The sequence below is a fragment of the Massilia sp. METH4 genome, from assembly GCF_037094685.1.
Taxonomy (GTDB): Bacteria; Pseudomonadota; Gammaproteobacteria; order Burkholderiales; family Burkholderiaceae_D; genus Rugamonas.
Map to the genome: position 1 here is coordinate 4,097,332 of NZ_CP146614.1, position 16,035 is coordinate 4,113,366.

Here is a 16,035-nt window from a genome sequence, read left to right on the forward strand (position 1 = left end):
CATGAGTGCAGAAATTTCTTCCGTTCCCGGAGCAGAGTCGCAAGCGGCATCCACCGTGTCGCCGGCGGCGATGCAATCGGTGATGCGTCGGCAACGGATCCAGGACTGGGTCTTCCACAAGCTGACGATGGTGTTCGCCCTGTCCGTGCTGTTCGTGCTGGTCGGCATCATCATCTCGCTCGCCATGGGCGCGTGGCCGGCACTGAAGGAATTCGGCCCCGGCTTCATCACGCGCGTGGAATGGGATCCGATCAACGACCAGTACGGCGCGCTGATCGCCATCGTGGGCACGCTGGCCACGGCCGGCATCGCGCTGCTGATCGCCTTCCCCGTGAGCTTCGGCATCGCCCTGTTCCTGACCGAGATCTGCCCCGTGTGGCTGAAGCGCCCGCTGGGTACCGCCATCGAGCTGCTGGCCGGCGTGCCCTCGATCATCTACGGCATGTGGGGCCTGTTCGTGTTCGTGCCGCTGTTCGGCGACCACGTGCAGCCGCTGCTCAAGGCCACGCTCGGCAAGCTGCCGGTCATCGGCGCGCTGTTTTCCGGCCCGACGATGGGCATCGGCATCCTGACCGCCGCCCTGATCCTGGCCATCATGATCATCCCGTTCATCTCTTCCGTGATGCGCGACGTGTTCGAGATCGTGCCGGCCGTGCTGAAGGAATCCGCGTATGGCCTGGGCTGCACGCGCTGGGAAGTGGTCAGCAAGATCGTGCTGCCATATACCAAGACCGGCGTGGTCGGCGGCGTGATGCTGGGCCTGGGCCGCGCGCTGGGCGAAACGATGGCCGTCACCTTCGTGATCGGCAACGCCAACAAGCTGTCCGCCTCGCTGTTCGCGCCGGGTAACTCGATCGCGTCCACCCTGGCCAACGAATTCGGCGAAGCGGCCACGCCCCTGCACGTGTCCTCGCTGTTCTCGCTGGCGCTGATCCTGTTCGTGATCACGTTCATCGTCCTGTCCGCCGCGAAGCTGATGCTGGCCGGTATGTCCCGCAAAGAAGGTGTCAAATAATGCAAACCGCTGCCATGAATCCCGTCTACCGTAAGCGACTGTGGACGCACCGCTTCGGCATCGCCCTGTCCGTGGCCGCCATGTCGGTCGGCGTCATCGTGCTGCTGTGGATCCTCGCCACGCTGCTGATCAACGGCTTCGCCGCGCTCACGCCGGCGCTGTTCACCGAAACCACCCCGGCGCCGGGCAGCGACGGCGGTGGCCTGATGAACGCCATCGTCGGCAGCCTGCTGATGGTCGGCCTGTCCACGCTCGTGTCCACGCCGATCGGCATCCTGGCCGGCATCTACCTGGCCGAATACGGTGAAGAGAACAAGCTGGCGCAGCTGACCCGCTTCGTCACGGACATCATGCTCTCGGCCCCGTCGATCGTCATCGGCCTGTTCGTCTACGCGCTGTACGTGGCCAACGTCAACCACTTCTCCGGTTATGCAGGTTCGCTGGCGCTGTCGCTGATCGCCATTCCCGTGGTCGTGCGCACCACCGACAATATGCTGCGCCTCGTGCCCAACAGCCTGCTGGAAGCCGCGTTCGCGCTGGGCGCGCCGCGCTGGAAGGTGGCGATGCTGGTGCGCCTGCGCGCCGTGAAGGCCGGCGTGGTGACGGGCGTGCTGCTGGCCGTGGCCCGCGTCTCCGGCGAGACCGCGCCGCTGCTGTTCACCGCGCTGAACAACCAGTTCTTCAACGCCGACATGAACAAGCCGATGGCCAACCTGCCATACGTGATCTACCAGTTCGCGATGAGCCCCTACGACAACTGGCGCGAGCTGGCCTGGGGCGGCGCGCTGCTCGTCACGTTCAGCGTGCTGGCGCTGAATATCCTGTCGCGCACCGTCTTCACGCAGAAGATCCCGAATTGAACAACGAATACACATCCAAGAGAACAGCCCATGAGCGCGCAAGTGAACGCACCAATGACCGCACCGGCAAAGCAGGTTTCGAAGATCATCGAGATCAAGAACCTCAATTTCTACTACGGCAAGACCCGCAGCCTGCATAACGTGAACCTGGATATCCACGAGCGCCAGGTGACGGCCTTCATCGGCCCGTCCGGCTGCGGCAAGTCCACGCTGCTGCGCACGCTGAACCGCATGTATGACCTGTACCCGGGTCAGCGCGCCGAAGGCACGATCGCCTACCGCGGCACCAATATCCTGGAAGCCGGGCAGGACGTGAACATGCTGCGCGCCAAGGTCGGCATGGTGTTCCAGAAGCCCACGCCGTTCCCCATGTCGATCTACGACAACATCGCCTTCGGCGTGCGCCTGTACGAAAACCTCTCGAAGGGTGAAATGGACGAGCGCGTGGAATGGGCGTTGAAGAAGGCCGCGCTGTGGACCGAGGTGAAGGACAAGCTGGGCAAGAGCGGTCTGTCGCTCTCCGGCGGCCAGCAGCAGCGCCTGTGCATCGCCCGCGGCGTGGCCGTCAAGCCCGACGTGCTGCTGCTCGACGAGCCGACGTCCGCGCTGGACCCGATCTCCACGTCGAAGGTGGAAGAACTGATCAGCGAACTGAAACAGGACTACACGATCGCCATCGTCACGCACAACATGCAGCAGGCTGCCCGCTGCTCGGACTACACCGCCTACATGTACCTGGGCGAGCTGGTCGAGTTCGGCGAAACGGACCAGATCTTCATGAACCCGGCCCGCAAGGAAACCCAGGACTACATCACCGGCCGCTTCGGCTGACGCACTGTTACTCATTATAGAAAGGGAACACCATCATGATGGGTGAACATTCCTCCAAGGCCTACGATCACGACCTGGAAGCGATCCGCTCCAAGGTGCTGCTGATGGGCGGCATGGTCGAGACGCAATTCCTCGATGCGATGACCTGCTTCCGCATCGGCAACGTGGAACGGGCCGAGCGCGTGGTGCGCGAGGACGATGCCGTGAACCAGCTCGAAGTGCAGCTGGACGACCAGTGCAGCCACCTGATCGTGCGCCGTCAGCCCGCCGCCAACGACCTGCGCACGATCATGGCCACGATCAAGGTGATCACGGACCTCGAGCGCATCGGCGATGAAGCCACCAAGATTGCCCGCACGGCGAAAAGTCTGCACAGCCGCGGCGCCGTGACCGTGAACCATTACGAGATGGTGCGCAATATCGCCACGGCCACCAGCGACATGCTGCACGACGCGCTGGACGCGTTCGCGCGCAACGATCACACCCAGGCCATGGCGCTGATCGCCCAGGACGCCGTGATCGACCACGAGTTCCGCACGATCATGCGAAACCTGATCACGTTCATGATGGAAGATCCGCGTACAATTTCGGCTGCGCTGGATACGATGTGGGTCGCCAAGGCGATCGAGCGCATCGGCGACCATGCCAAGAACATCGCCGAATACGTGATTTACGTGGTGGAAGGCGTCGACATCCGCCACAGCCGCACCGGCCTGCCGGGCGAGGGAACCAAGGAAGACTGATACAACGATGGCAGCGGATAAAACGACAGTACTGATTGTAGAAGACGAACCGGCGATCGTGGAACTGGTCACGTTCTCGCTGCGCGAGACGGGCTGGAACGTGAGTTCGGTGCAAAGCACGCAGGAAGCCTGGGATTTCATCCACGAGCGCAAGCCGCAACTGATCCTGCTGGACTGGATGCTGCCGGACCAGACGGGCCTGCGCCTGCTGGCCCGCATCCGCGGCGACCGGCACTTTGCCGACATTCCCATCATCATGCTCACGGCGAAGAGCATGGAAGAGGACAAGCTCGCTGGCCTGAACAACGGGGCCGACGACTACATCACAAAGCCGTTTTCGCCGCGCGAACTGCTGGCCCGCGCCCGCGCGCTGCTGCGCCGCAAGAGCCCCGAGCATGCCGACGCCGCGATGCGTGCCGGCCCGATCACGCTCGATCCGATCAGCTGCACCGTGTCGCTGGGCGACGCGAAGATCGACATCGGCCATGCCGAATACAAGCTGCTGAAATTCTTCCTGGCGCATCCGGAACGCGTGTTCTCGCGCAGCCAGCTGCTCGACAAGGTGTGGGGCGACCACGTGGTGATCGAGGAGCGCACGGTCGACGTGCACGTGCTGCGCCTGCGCAAGGCACTGAAGGAGGCGGAGCACCTGATCAAGACGGTGCGCAGCGTCGGCTACATGCTGTCCGAAAAGACATGAACCCCAAATTCGTGTTCTGGGTGCCGGTGGCCATCCAGATGGCCGCCGGCGCGGCCGGCATCGCCCTCCTGTGGTGGTGGTTCGGCGTGCTGACGGCGCTGTGGACGGCGCTGCTGGGCCTGGGCGCGATGGTGCTGGCCCAGCTGCACTACCTGTACCAGCTCTCCGGCTGGCTGGACGACCCGCGCAGCGGCAAGCTGCCCGACGGCTGGGGCGAATGGACCCCCGTGTTCTCCCGCCTGTACCGGCTGCGCCGCGACGACGAGAAAAACCAGGCCGAGCTGACCGAATGGCTGGCCCGCTTCCGCCAGGCCATGCACCTGTTGCCGGACGGCGTGGTGATCATGGACGACGTGCTGTTCCTCGAATGGTGCAACCCGGCCGCCGAGGAACACCTGGGCCTGCGCCACGACCGCGACAAGGGCATGCGCGTGACGAACCTGGTGCGCAGCCCCGATTTCATGGATTACCTGATCCTGGGCCGCTACGACCAGCCGCTCACGCTGTCGTTCCGCGGCCGCAAGCTGATCGTGCACATCATCCCGTTCGAGAACCGGCGCCAGATCCTCGTCACGCACGACATCACGGAAACCGAGCGCACCGACATGATGCGCCGCGACTTCGTGGCCAACGCCTCGCACGAGCTGCGCACGCCGCTGACGGTCATCGTGGGCTTCCTGGAGATCGCCGCTTCCGAGGACCTGGACAGGGAAACCCGCAAGGCCCACCTGAAGCTGATGATGGACCAGGCCTACCGCATGCAGCACCTGATCGAGGACATGCTCACGCTGTCGCGCCTGGAGTCGATCGACCACCCGATCCGGCCGGAACAGGTGGACATGCACAAGCTGCTGGACAAGGTGCGGCGCGACGCCGAAGCGCTGTCGGCCGGCAAGCACACGATCTCGCTCGAAGTGCAGGGCAGCGACGTGATGGGCAGCATGGACGAGCTGTACAGCGCCTTCGGCAACCTGGCCGCCAACGCGGTGCGCTATACGCCGGCGGGCGGCAGCGTGTCGATGAAGTGGGAAGACACGCAAGCCGGCGTGCGCTTCACGGTGCGCGACACGGGTATCGGCATCAACCCCGAGCACATCTCGCGGCTGACGGAGCGCTTCTACCGGGTGGACAAGAGCCGCTCGCGCGAAACCCAGGGCACCGGCCTTGGCCTGGCGATCGTCAAGCACGTGCTGCTGCGCCATAACGCCACGCTCTCGATCACGTCGGAGCCGGGGAAGGGCAGTACCTTCACCGTGAACCTGCCGAAGTCGCTCGCCGCGGTCACGCACCCGGCGGCCGCGCTGGCGAACTGATACAATCTGCCGTTTGGCCGCGCCGGTGCGCGGTCCGTGCGTTCCTCGCGACGCATACTACCCAGCAGATAGACAGCGATGTTCCTGAAACGTTTGAGCGCGTATGCGCTGGCCGCGGCCTTGCTGGCCGGCTGTGGCAGCGCTCCCATCACGAATCCCACCACTTCGCCCGCCGGAATGCCCGTGCCGCCTCCCGCGGCCGGCGCGGTCCCGGGCACGGCGGGCACGCTGCCGCCCGTGATTCCACCCGCCCTCGGCGACCCCACGCCCACGCTGAACACGCCCGCCGCGCCGCCGCTGCGCAAGGTGAAGGTCGGCCTGGCGCTGGGCGGCGGCGCCGCCCGCGGCTTCGCGCATATCGGCGTGATCAAGGCGCTGGAAGCGAACGGCATCGTGCCCGATATCGTGGTCGGCACCAGTGCCGGCAGCGTGGTCGGGGCGCTGTACGCGGCCGGCAACAATGCCGGTGCCTTGCAGAAGATGGCCTATGCGATGGACGAGGCGGCAATCTCCGACTGGGCCCTGCCGCTGTTCGGGACCAAGTCCGGCGTGCTCAAGGGCGTGGCGCTGCAAAGCTATGTGAACAAGGCGGTGAAGAACCGTCCGATCGAAAAATTGAAAGTGCCGTTCGGGGCGGTCGCATCCGACCTGAAGACGGGCCAGCCCATCCTGTTTACACGCGGTAATACGGGGCAGGCGGTGCGCGCCAGCTCGGCCGTGCCCGGCGTGTTCCAGCCCGTCACGATCGGCAACCGCACCTATGTCGACGGCGGCCTGGTCGCGCCGGTGCCGGTGCGCTTCGCCAAGGAAATGGGCGCCGACTTCATCATCGCCGTCAACATCAGCACGCAGACCGAGGCGCAGGCCGCCGTCTCGTCCATGGAAGTGATCATGCAGACCTTCGCCATCATGGGCCAGCGCATCAACCAGTACGAATTGCGCGATGCCGACGTGGTGATCCAGCCGCCGCTGGGCAATATGGCGGGCAACGATTTCGCCAGCCGGGCGCGGGCCATGCAGGCCGGCGAAAAGGCCACGCAGGCGGTGATGGCCCAGATCAAGCAAAAACTGAAGGCGCGGCGCGAAGCGCCCGCCGTGGCGGCGCACTGAGCCGCCAGCAGAGCGCAATGAGCAGCACGCAGCAAGCAGTGATATCGAAGCAGTACATTCATCAATTGAAGGAAGAATCATGCAAAGCAAGCCTTACCTGACCCTCGCCGATGTGAAGAAAATCGCCGCCGCCGCCGAAGCCGAAGCGCTGGCCAACAACTGGGCGGTGTCGTTCGCGATCGTCGACGATGGCGGTCACCTGCTCTGGCAGCAGCGCCTGGACGGCGCCGCGCCGCTGAGCGCCCACATCGCACCCGCCAAGGCGAAGACGGCCGCCCTGGGCCGCCGGGAAACGAAGGTCTATGAAGACATCATCAACAACGGCCGCTACGCATTCCTGACGGCGCCGGAAGTGGAAGGCCTGCTGGAAGGCGGCGTGAACATCGTCGTCGACGGGCACACGATCGGCGCGGTGGGCGTGTCGGGCGTGAAGTCCGACCAGGATGCGCAGATCGCCAAGGCCGGCATCGCCGCGCTGGGCTGATCGGTCCCGCTGCCGGTGTGCTGGAATAGCAACTCGGCAGCGACCACCGTGCAAGTTGGTAAGCAAAAGATCAACATTACCGGTAGCGTGGTGCTAACCTTCTGAGGGCGCTCCCGCCGGGGCGCCGGCGCACGGCGGCTCCTGCCCCGTTGCGCACTCTCTTGACGGAGGTTTCCATGCATAAAAGTATGGCCGGGCTCGCGCTCGGCGCCGTACTGTCATTACCGGCCGCGCCCACGGCCTTCGCCGCCCAGAGCATCGACACGGCGGCATTCACGATCACCTACCAGGAAGGCATTTTCTCGACGATCGGCAGCATCACGCTGCTGGACGAGTCGCCGGGAGCGTACAGCTTCGCCCTCGATACGCTGAACGAGGACATGGCCGGGGTGACTGCCCAGGATGTGTCGGGCCTGGGCGAGCTCGCCAGCGCCGCCCACGCGAGCATCCTGCGGATCGACGCCAATGCCGGCTACCGCGTCACGGGGTTCTCGCTGACCTTCACGACATTCGGCGAACTGTCGCCCGGGCAGTTGCCGGGCTTCCCGCCGGGCTTCGTGTCGAACGAGGCGGGGGTGTTCATGGGCATCTGGACACCGACCAGCTACCAGCCGCTCGGCAGCCAGTACGGTCCCTTGACGGCCCAGGAAACCTGGGAGTTCGGCGCTTCGGACCTCACGCTGCCCGAGGTGACCGACCTGGCCTTCAATACCTGGCTGCGGGCGCAGGCCGTGGGTGTCGATGGCGGCGGCGAGTTCGCGCCATCGCTGGCCTCGGCGTCGATCCGCGACGCGGTCCTGCACGTCGAGGTGGCCGCGATTCCCGAACCGGGTACCTGGGCGATGCTGATCACCGGCCTGGGCCTGCTGGCCGCGCGACGTTACAAATCCATGCACTTTTCATCATAATTCCCCGTATTTCGTCGTCAGCTCAGCAATTAGACTGCGTGCCTTCACAACCTATCGGAGAAGTCATGCAGCTACTGTCCCGCGCACTGTGCGCCGCTTTCCTGCTCAACGCAGGGGCGGCGCAAGCGTTCGAACCCGTCATCGAAACCACCGCCCTGTCCATCGGCGGCAACGGCTACGACCCCGTAGTCGACATCTCGCTGATCGGCGAGACGAACACTTCGGTGAGCTTTTCGCTACACGGCATCGCGGGCGGCTACTCCCTGGGCACGGACTCCAGCTACCAACCGTTCTCGGGCGACTACCTGGCGTGGAACAACTTCTACGACATCGCCGTCAAGGATGGCTACAAGGTGACGGGCATCACCGTGTCCGGCCATTTCTGGGGCGAGCTGTCGCCGGCACAGTGGACGATGCCGGGCGTGGCCACCAATGAAATGAGCTTCAGTTTCGACGTGCACCAGCTGGGCAACCCGCCGATCGAATCGAACGGCGCCCACGCGCAGAACCTGAATACCCAGCAGGCTTTCTCCCTCGTTACCGGCGGCACCGCGCTGCAGGGCGAGTTCTCCGTCTCGTTCGCCGGCTTCAACAGCGTGGGGGCGGAGAGCGTGATGTACTACGACGAGCTGTACAATGAAACGTACTGGCTCGGCTCCAGGGCATACAGCGGCATGGGCGACCTGGTGATGACGATCGAGGTGTCGCCGGTGCCCGAACCCGCCACCTACGGCATGATGTTGGGCGGTATGGGACTGCTGGCCTTCGCCGCGCGCCGCCGGCGCGCCTGAACGGCGACCCCGCTTTGGCGCAGGCATCCTTCCCCTGCGCTCGCCGGCCGGCGCCGCCCGGCCCTGACGGCCCGGCTGATACATCAGCGCCGGGCCGTTTGCTCAACTGCGCGATTTTCCTTTGCGTTTCGCCGCCGCCGCGTTGACCCGCCAGACCGGGCGGAGTTAAATCATTGCGCGCGTGACAACGGTTCCTGCCGATCCACGGCGGGAGTGCAGGTCCTTTGCAGGCCGTGCGCTGCGCACCCCATCGATTGGCTGTCATAAAAGGAGACCGCAATGCTGAATGCTTCGCCCGGTGTTTTCCGCCGCCCCCGCCCGGATACGTTCGCCCGTGTATTGCTTGGCACGCTGCTGGCAGGCGCCATGGGCGCGAGCCTGGCCGGCGACGAGTCCTACGGGCAGCGCCCGTACCGTTTCGACTTCGGCAATGGACCCGTCGAGCCGGGCTGGATCGGGGTGCGCGCCGAGGATGCCTATGCGCCGGAGAAGGGCTATGGCTTCAACACGCCGGAGCAGATGAGCAATGTGGCGGCGGCCGGCACCGGCGTGGCCAGCGACGCCGTGCGCTTCCTGCAATTCGGCACCAAGAGCAGCAACACCTTCAACGTGGACCTGAAGCCGGGCCTGTACCGCATTTCCGTTACGCTCGGCAATACCTCGCGCGCCAGCGTGGCCGCCGAGGGCGTCTACCAGGTAATCAACATGACGGGCAATAACGCCACGGATGCGTTCGAGATCCCCGTCACGGACGGGCAACTGAACCTGCTGGTGACCGAGGGCCGGGCCGGCACGCCGTTCACCCTGAGCGCGCTCGAAGTCAAGCGCGTGTCGCCCAAGCCGGAAACGAGCCCCACGATCTGGGTGGGCGGCGATTCCACCGTCGCCAACTATTACCCGCTGGCCACCAGCGTGCAGGGCGGCTGGGGGCAGCTGCTGCCGGACTATGTCGATGCCCGCTCCTACCAGATCCGCAACATCGCCAGCGGCGGGCAGATCGCGCGCGGTTTCCGCGATGGCGGGCAGCTGGAGACCATCCTGAAGTACAGCAAGCCGGGCGATCTCTTCCTGCTCGAGATGGGGATCAACGATACGAACCCGAAGAACGAGACCACGGAAGCGCAGTTCAAGGAAATCATGCGCGACATGGTGCGCCAGGTGGCCGCCACGGGCGCCACGCCGGTCCTGGTGACCCCCCAGGGCCGCGCCACGGACTTCAATCCCGAAGGCGTGCACAGCTCGACAGGGCGCTGGTACCGCCGTGCCACGCTCGCACTGGCCCAGGAGGAGGGCGTACCGCTGGTGGACTTGAACGTCTTGTCGTCCGCCTATTTCACGCAGATCGGGCCGGAAGCGACGCTGGCGCTCTACATGGCCGGCGACAGCCTGCATCCGAACCGGGCTGGTGCCGCCGAGCTGGCGCGGCTGGTGGCCGAAGACCTGGAGCGGCAGGGCATTCGCGCAGTGGCCCCCGATTGACTCTGCGGTGACGCAGCCGGCGGCGGATTGCTGAACGGAACGGCGCATGCGCGGGGGCGCTTGGGTGCGCCGTGCGCCGGCATGGCGAGGGAAAATAGCCCTCCGCAAGCCCGGCCGGCATTGCCGAACGGGCCCCTTTGAGTTATAATTCAAAGGTTTAGCCAATTCATATCCGTCGTAGCGCCTACCCACTCAATCCATTCTCATCCGACCCGCAGCCTGGCTTAGCCCGGCTTTCTTTTTATGCGGGCCGACTGGCGTGGCGCTGCTACGGTAACTTTACAGGAGTTGCCCTTGCCGCCATTTTTTTCTGGCCCCGCCGTTCCCGCCATCCTGGCTCTTGCCGATGGCACCGTCTTCAAAGGTTATTCGATCGGTGCCGCCGGTCACACGACGGGCGAAGTCGTCTTTAACACCTCCATCACCGGGTACCAGGAAATCCTGACCGACCCGAGCTACTCGCGCCAGATCGTCACGCTGACCTACCCGCACATCGGCAACTACGGGATCAACCCGGAAGACGTGGAAGCGACCAAGGTGCACGCCGCCGGCCTGATCATCCGTGACCTGCCGCTGCTGGCATCGAACTTCCGTTCCACCCAGTCGCTGGGCGATTACCTGAAGGCCGAGAACGTGGTCGCCATCGCCGGCATCGATACCCGCAAGCTGACGCGCCTCCTGCGCGAAAAAGGCGCGCAGGCCGGTGCGATCCTGACGGGCACGCAAGGCGCCGAACCGTCGGTGGCCCAGGCCGTCGAGCTGGCCCGCTCGTTCCCCGGCCTGGCCGGCATGGACCTGGCCAAGGTCGTGACCACGCAAGCCCCGTACGAATTCACCGAAACGGAATGGAAGCTGGGTGAAGGCTACGGCAAGGTCGAGAACCCGCGCTTCCACGTGGTGGCGTTCGACTACGGCGTGAAGCGCAACATCCTGCGCATGCTGGCCGAGCGCGGCTGCAAGGTGACCGTGCTGCCCGCGCAGTCGACGGCGGCCGACGCGCTGGCCCTGAACCCGGACGGCATCTTCCTGGCCAACGGCCCCGGCGACCCGGAACCGTGCGACTACGCGATCCGCGCGACGCGCGAACTGATGGAAAAGAAGATCCCCACGTTCGGCATCTGCCTGGGCCACCAGATCATGGCGCTGGCTTCCGGCGCGAAGACGCTGAAGATGAAGTTCGGCCACCACGGCGCCAACCACCCGGTGCAGGACCTGGATTCGAAGCAGGTCCTGATCACGTCGCAGAACCACGGCTTCGCCGTCGATGCCGCGACCCTGCCGGAAAACTGCCGCGTCACGCACGTGTCGCTGTTCGACGGTTCGCTGCAGGGCTTTGCCCGCACCGACACCCCCGCGTTCTGCTTCCAGGGCCACCCGGAAGCATCGCCCGGACCGACCGATGTATCGTACCTGTTTGACCGCTTCATCTCGATGATGGAAGCCGCTGAGAAGAAATAAACATGCCAAAACGTTCTGACATTAAAAGCATCCTGATTATCGGCTCCGGCCCGATCGTGATCGGCCAGGCCTGCGAATTCGACTACTCCGGCGCACAGGCCTGCAAGGCGCTGCGCGAAGAGGGCTACAAGGTCATCCTCGTCAACAGCAACCCGGCCACGATCATGACCGACCCGGAAATGGCGGACGTGACCTACGTGGAACCGATCACGTGGCAAGTCGTGGAACGCATCCTGGCGAAGGAACGCCCGGACGCGATCCTGCCGACCATGGGTGGCCAGACGGCGCTGAACTGCGCGCTGGACCTGCACCGCAACGGCATCCTGGACAAGTACAAGGTCGAGCTGATCGGCGCCACGCCGGAAGCGATCGACAAGGCCGAGGACCGCGCCAAGTTCAAGGACGCGATGACCAAGATCGGCCTGGGTTCGGCACGCTCGGGCATCGCCCACTCGATGGAAGAGGCATGGTCGGTGCAGCGCGAGCTGGGCTTCCCGACCATCATCCGTCCGTCGTTCACCATGGGCGGCTCGGGCGGCGGCATCGCCTACAACGAGGAAGAGTTCGAGCAGATCTGCAAGCGCGGCCTGGAAGCGTCGCCGACCAACGAGCTGCTGATCGAAGAGTCGCTGCTGGGCTGGAAAGAGTACGAGATGGAAGTGGTGCGCGACAAGGCGGACAACTGCATCATCATCTGCTCGATCGAGAACCTGGACCCGATGGGCGTGCACACGGGCGACTCCATCACGGTGGCGCCGGCGCAGACGCTGACGGACAAGGAATACCAGATCATGCGTAACGCCTCGCTGGCGGTGCTGCGTGAAATCGGCGTGGATACGGGCGGCTCGAACGTGCAGTTCTCGATCAACCCGAAGGATGGCCGCATGATCGTCATCGAGATGAACCCGCGCGTGTCGCGTTCGTCCGCGCTGGCGTCGAAGGCTACCGGCTTCCCGATCGCCAAGGTCGCCGCCAAGCTGGCCGTGGGCTTCACGCTCGACGAACTGCGCAACGAGATCACCGGCGGCGCGACCCCGGCTTCGTTCGAGCCGTCGATCGACTATGTCGTGACGAAGATCCCCCGCTTCGCGTTCGAGAAATTCCCGGCCGCCGACCAGCACCTGACCACGCAGATGAAATCGGTGGGCGAGGTGATGGCGATGGGCCGCACGTTCCAGGAATCGTTCCAGAAAGCCCTGCGCGGCCTGGAAGTGGGCGTCGATGGCCTGAACCAGAAGACCGTGGATCGCGAGAAGCTGGAAGAGGAGCTGGGCGAGCCGGGTCCGGAGCGCATCTGGTACGTGGGTGACGCGTTCGCGCAAGGCTTCACGCTGGAAGAAGTGCACCAGCTGACCAAGATCGACCCGTGGTTCCTCGTGCAGATCAAGGAAATCGTCGACCTGGAACTGTGGCTGGACACGCAGAAGCTGGAGAACCTCGACAAGAACACGCTGTACCGCCTGAAGCAGAAGGGCTTCTCGGACCGCCGCCTGGCCTACTTGCTGCAGACGACCGACATGGCCGTGCGCGAGAAGCGCCGCGAGCTGGGCATCCGCCCCGTGTACAAGCGCGTGGACACCTGCGCCGCCGAGTTTGCCACCAACACGGCGTACATGTACTCCACGTACGACGAGGAATGCGAATCGAACCCGACCGACAAGAAGAAGATCATGGTGCTGGGCGGCGGCCCGAACCGGATCGGCCAGGGCATCGAGTTCGACTACTGCTGCGTGCACGCCGCGCTGGCGATGCGCGAGGATGGCTATGAAACCATCATGGTCAACTGCAACCCGGAAACCGTGTCGACCGACTACGACACGTCCGACCGCCTGTACTTCGAATCGCTGACCCTGGAAGACGTGCTGGAAATCGTCGACCTGGAAAAGCCGGTCGGCGTGATCGTGCAGTACGGCGGCCAGACGCCGCTGAAGCTGGCGCTGGACCTGGAAAAGAACGGCGTGCCGATCGTGGGCACCTCGCCGGACATGATCGACGCCGCCGAAGACCGCGAGCGCTTCCAGAAGCTGCTGCAGGACCTGGGCCTGCGCCAGCCGCCGAACCGCACCGCGCGCACGGAAGAAGAGGCGCTCAAGCTGGCACAGGAGATCGGCTACCCGCTCGTGGTGCGTCCTTCCTACGTGCTGGGCGGCCGCGCGATGGAGATCGTGCACGAGCAGCGCGACCTGGAGCGCTACATGCGTGAAGCGGTCAAGGTGTCGAACGACTCGCCGGTGCTGCTGGACCGCTTCCTGAACGATGCGATCGAGTGCGACGTGGATTGCATCTCCGATGGCGAGTCCACGTTCATCGGCGGCGTGATGGAACACATCGAACAGGCCGGCGTGCACTCGGGCGACTCGGCCTGCTCGCTGCCGCCGTATTCGCTGGCGCAGGAAACGATCGATGAACTGAAGCGCCAGACCGCGCTGATGGCCAAGGGCCTGAACGTCGTCGGCCTGATGAACGTGCAGTTCGCGATCCAGAAGCAGGAGATCGACGGCGAGCTGAAGGACGTGGTGTTCGTGCTGGAAGTAAACCCGCGCGCCTCGCGCACGGTGCCTTACGTGTCGAAGGCCACCGGCCTGCAACTGGCCAAGATCGCCGCGCGCTGCATGGTGGGCCAGACGCTCGCTTCGCAGGGCATCACGAAGGAAATCGTGCCGCCTTACTACAGCGTGAAGGAAGCCGTGTTCCCGTTCGTGAAGTTCCCGGGCGTGGACACGATCCTGGGTCCGGAAATGAAATCGACGGGCGAAGTGATGGGCGTGGGCCAGACGTTCGCCGAGGCGTTCGTGAAGTCCCAGCTGGGCGCGGGCGTGAAGCTGCCGAAGTCGGGCAAGGTGTTCCTGTCCGTGAAGGCGTCGGACAAGCCGCGCGCCGTGAAAGTGGCGCGCGACCTGGTCGACGCGGGCTTCACGCTGGTGGCGACGAAGGGCACGGCGGCCGTGATCGAAGCGGCGGGCATCCCCGTCACGCCGGTCAACAAGGTGGTCGAGGGCCGGCCGCACATCGTGGACATCATCAAGAACCACGAAATCGCCCTGGTGATCAACACGGTCGAGGAAAAGCGCAACGCCATCGTCGATTCCCGTGCGATCCGCACCTCCGCACTGCAGTCGCGCGTGCCGACGTACACGACGATCGCCGGCGCGGAAGCCGCGGTAGCCGGTATCCGGCACCTGGACGAGTTGCAGGTGTACGATTTACAAGGGCTGCACAAGACTTTAAACTAAGCCTTATACTAGGCGTCGCAGCGGGTCCATAGCCGGCCCGCCGCCATGCAATCCCACAGAGCCCGCGCTCCCTGGCGCGGGCTCTGTGCTTTTTCATTCACCGAAGAGACGAAACATGAATTCTGTTCCACTCACTAAATACGGCGCCGAACTCCTCAAGGAAGAACTGCACCAGCTGAAGACCAAGGAACGCCGTATCGTCATCGACGCGATCGCCGAGGCGCGTTCGCATGGCGACCTGTCCGAAAACGCCGAATACGACGCGGCGAAAGAGCGCCAGGCCTTCGTGGAAGGCCGCATCGCCGAACTGGAAGGCAAGCTGTCTTCCGCCCAGATCATCGACCCGGCCACGCTCGATGCCGATGGCCGCGTCGTGTTCGCCGCCACCGTCGACCTGGAAGACCTGGAGTCGGGCCAGAAGGTCAGCTACCAGATCGTGGGTATCGACGAAGCCGATATCAAGCTGAACAAGGTGTCCGTCACCTCGCCGATCGCGCGCGCCCTGATCGGCAAGTCGGCCGGCGACATCGTCGAAGTGCAGGCCCCGAGCGGCCCGCGCGAATACGAAATCCTCGAAGTCCGCTACGTGTGATGCTGGCGAAAGCAGGGCTGCTGGAGAGGGTTCGCCTTCTCGTGACCGTGCTGTGGGCCGGCAGCCTGTGGACCGTGGGCTACCTGGTCGCGCCCACGCTGTTTGCCACGTTGTCCGACCGCGTGCTGGCCGGGTCGATCGCCGGCGCCATGTTCCACGCCGAGGCCATGCTGTCGCTGGGCTGCGCGCTGGCGCTGCTGGTGCTGCTGAAGTTCGCCACCCCCGACTGGACGCCGAGGCGCCGCCGCACCGTGCTGGCGCTGATCGCCGCGATGGCGCTGTGCACCGTCGTCAGCCACTATGGCCTGCAACCCATGATGGCCGAACTGCGTGCCGCCGCGGGACCGGGCGGGGTGATGGAGTCCGCCGCCAGGTCGCGCTTCGGCATGCTGCATGGGATTTCCAGCGTAATCTTCCTCGTGCAAAGCGTCCTGGCGGGCTGGCTGATCCTCAAGCAATAGTTGCCTGAAAAATGGGGACAGACCCCATTTTTCAAGAAACATTGCTCGGAAAATGGG

15 protein-coding genes are annotated in these 16,035 nt (G+C 64.8%); all 15 read left to right on the top strand.

The features are described 5' to 3' along the window. The first annotated feature begins 1 nt into the window (after position 1). The 15 genes from pstC (at position 2) to V6Z91_RS18120 (ending at position 15,978) form a co-directional block, all read left to right on the top strand. Entirely contained in the window at positions 2-1,015 is a 1,014-nt protein-coding gene (pstC, locus tag V6Z91_RS18050; protein WP_338759192.1) for a phosphate ABC transporter permease subunit PstC, read from the top strand. Next, entirely contained in the window at positions 1,015-1,875 is an 861-nt protein-coding gene (gene pstA, locus V6Z91_RS18055; RefSeq protein ID WP_338759194.1) for a phosphate ABC transporter permease PstA, read from the top strand. Before pstC ends, pstA begins: the two co-directional genes overlap by 1 nt. A gap of 54 nt (positions 1,876-1,929) precedes the next feature. Then, positions 1,930-2,706 (top strand): phosphate ABC transporter ATP-binding protein PstB, encoded by a 777-nt coding sequence (gene pstB, locus V6Z91_RS18060; protein ID WP_338759197.1) that lies wholly within the window; start codon positions 1,930-1,932, stop codon positions 2,704-2,706. A gap of 35 nt (positions 2,707-2,741) precedes the next feature. Further along, positions 2,742-3,449 carry a phosphate signaling complex protein PhoU gene (gene phoU / locus V6Z91_RS18065; protein WP_338759198.1) on the top strand — a complete coding sequence of 236 codons (708 nt, stop codon included), beginning with the start codon at positions 2,742-2,744 and terminating at the stop codon, positions 3,447-3,449. 7 nt (positions 3,450-3,456) lie between these two features. After that, positions 3,457-4,149 (top strand): response regulator, encoded by a 693-nt coding sequence (locus V6Z91_RS18070; protein WP_338759199.1) that lies wholly within the window; start codon positions 3,457-3,459, stop codon positions 4,147-4,149. Next, positions 4,146-5,462: a phosphate regulon sensor histidine kinase PhoR gene (gene phoR, locus V6Z91_RS18075; RefSeq protein WP_338759201.1), complete on the top strand. Its 1,317-nt coding sequence runs from the start codon at positions 4,146-4,148 to the stop codon at positions 5,460-5,462. Before V6Z91_RS18070 ends, phoR begins: the two co-directional genes overlap by 4 nt. Before the next feature lie 78 nt (positions 5,463-5,540). After that, a complete protein-coding gene (locus V6Z91_RS18080) occupies positions 5,541-6,572 on the top strand; it encodes a patatin-like phospholipase family protein (RefSeq protein ID WP_338759203.1) in 1,032 nt (343 codons plus the stop codon). A 79-nt stretch (positions 6,573-6,651) separates the two neighbouring features. Further along, a complete protein-coding gene (locus tag V6Z91_RS18085) occupies positions 6,652-7,056 on the top strand; it encodes a heme-binding protein (RefSeq protein WP_338759204.1) in 405 nt (134 codons plus the stop codon). Between the two features lie 176 nt (positions 7,057-7,232). Then, positions 7,233-7,964 carry a PEP-CTERM sorting domain-containing protein gene (locus V6Z91_RS18090; RefSeq protein ID WP_338759205.1) on the top strand — a complete coding sequence of 244 codons (732 nt, stop codon included), beginning with the start codon at positions 7,233-7,235 and terminating at the stop codon, positions 7,962-7,964. 65 nt (positions 7,965-8,029) lie between these two features. Then, positions 8,030-8,755, top strand: coding sequence for a PEP-CTERM sorting domain-containing protein (locus V6Z91_RS18095; RefSeq protein WP_338759206.1), 726 nt, complete (start codon positions 8,030-8,032; stop codon positions 8,753-8,755). Positions 8,756-9,034: 279 nt separating this feature from the next. Then, positions 9,035-10,234, top strand: a complete 1,200-nt coding sequence (locus V6Z91_RS18100) for a GDSL-type esterase/lipase family protein (protein WP_338759207.1) — start codon at positions 9,035-9,037, stop codon at positions 10,232-10,234. A 294-nt stretch (positions 10,235-10,528) separates the two neighbouring features. Next, the gene (carA, locus tag V6Z91_RS18105) at positions 10,529-11,692 is read left to right on the top strand and encodes a glutamine-hydrolyzing carbamoyl-phosphate synthase small subunit (RefSeq protein ID WP_338759208.1); all 1,164 of its coding nucleotides are present in this window, start codon (positions 10,529-10,531) and stop codon (positions 11,690-11,692) included. 2 nt (positions 11,693-11,694) lie between these two features. Beyond that, the gene (gene carB, locus V6Z91_RS18110; protein WP_338759209.1) at positions 11,695-14,925 is read left to right on the top strand and encodes a carbamoyl-phosphate synthase large subunit; all 3,231 of its coding nucleotides are present in this window, start codon (positions 11,695-11,697) and stop codon (positions 14,923-14,925) included. A gap of 115 nt (positions 14,926-15,040) precedes the next feature. Then, positions 15,041-15,517: a transcription elongation factor GreA gene (greA, locus tag V6Z91_RS18115; RefSeq protein ID WP_338759211.1), complete on the top strand. Its 477-nt coding sequence runs from the start codon at positions 15,041-15,043 to the stop codon at positions 15,515-15,517. After that, entirely contained in the window at positions 15,517-15,978 is a 462-nt protein-coding gene (locus V6Z91_RS18120; RefSeq protein WP_338759212.1) for a DUF4149 domain-containing protein, read from the top strand. Before greA ends, V6Z91_RS18120 begins: the two co-directional genes overlap by 1 nt. The last annotated feature ends 57 nt before the right edge of the window (positions 15,979-16,035 follow it).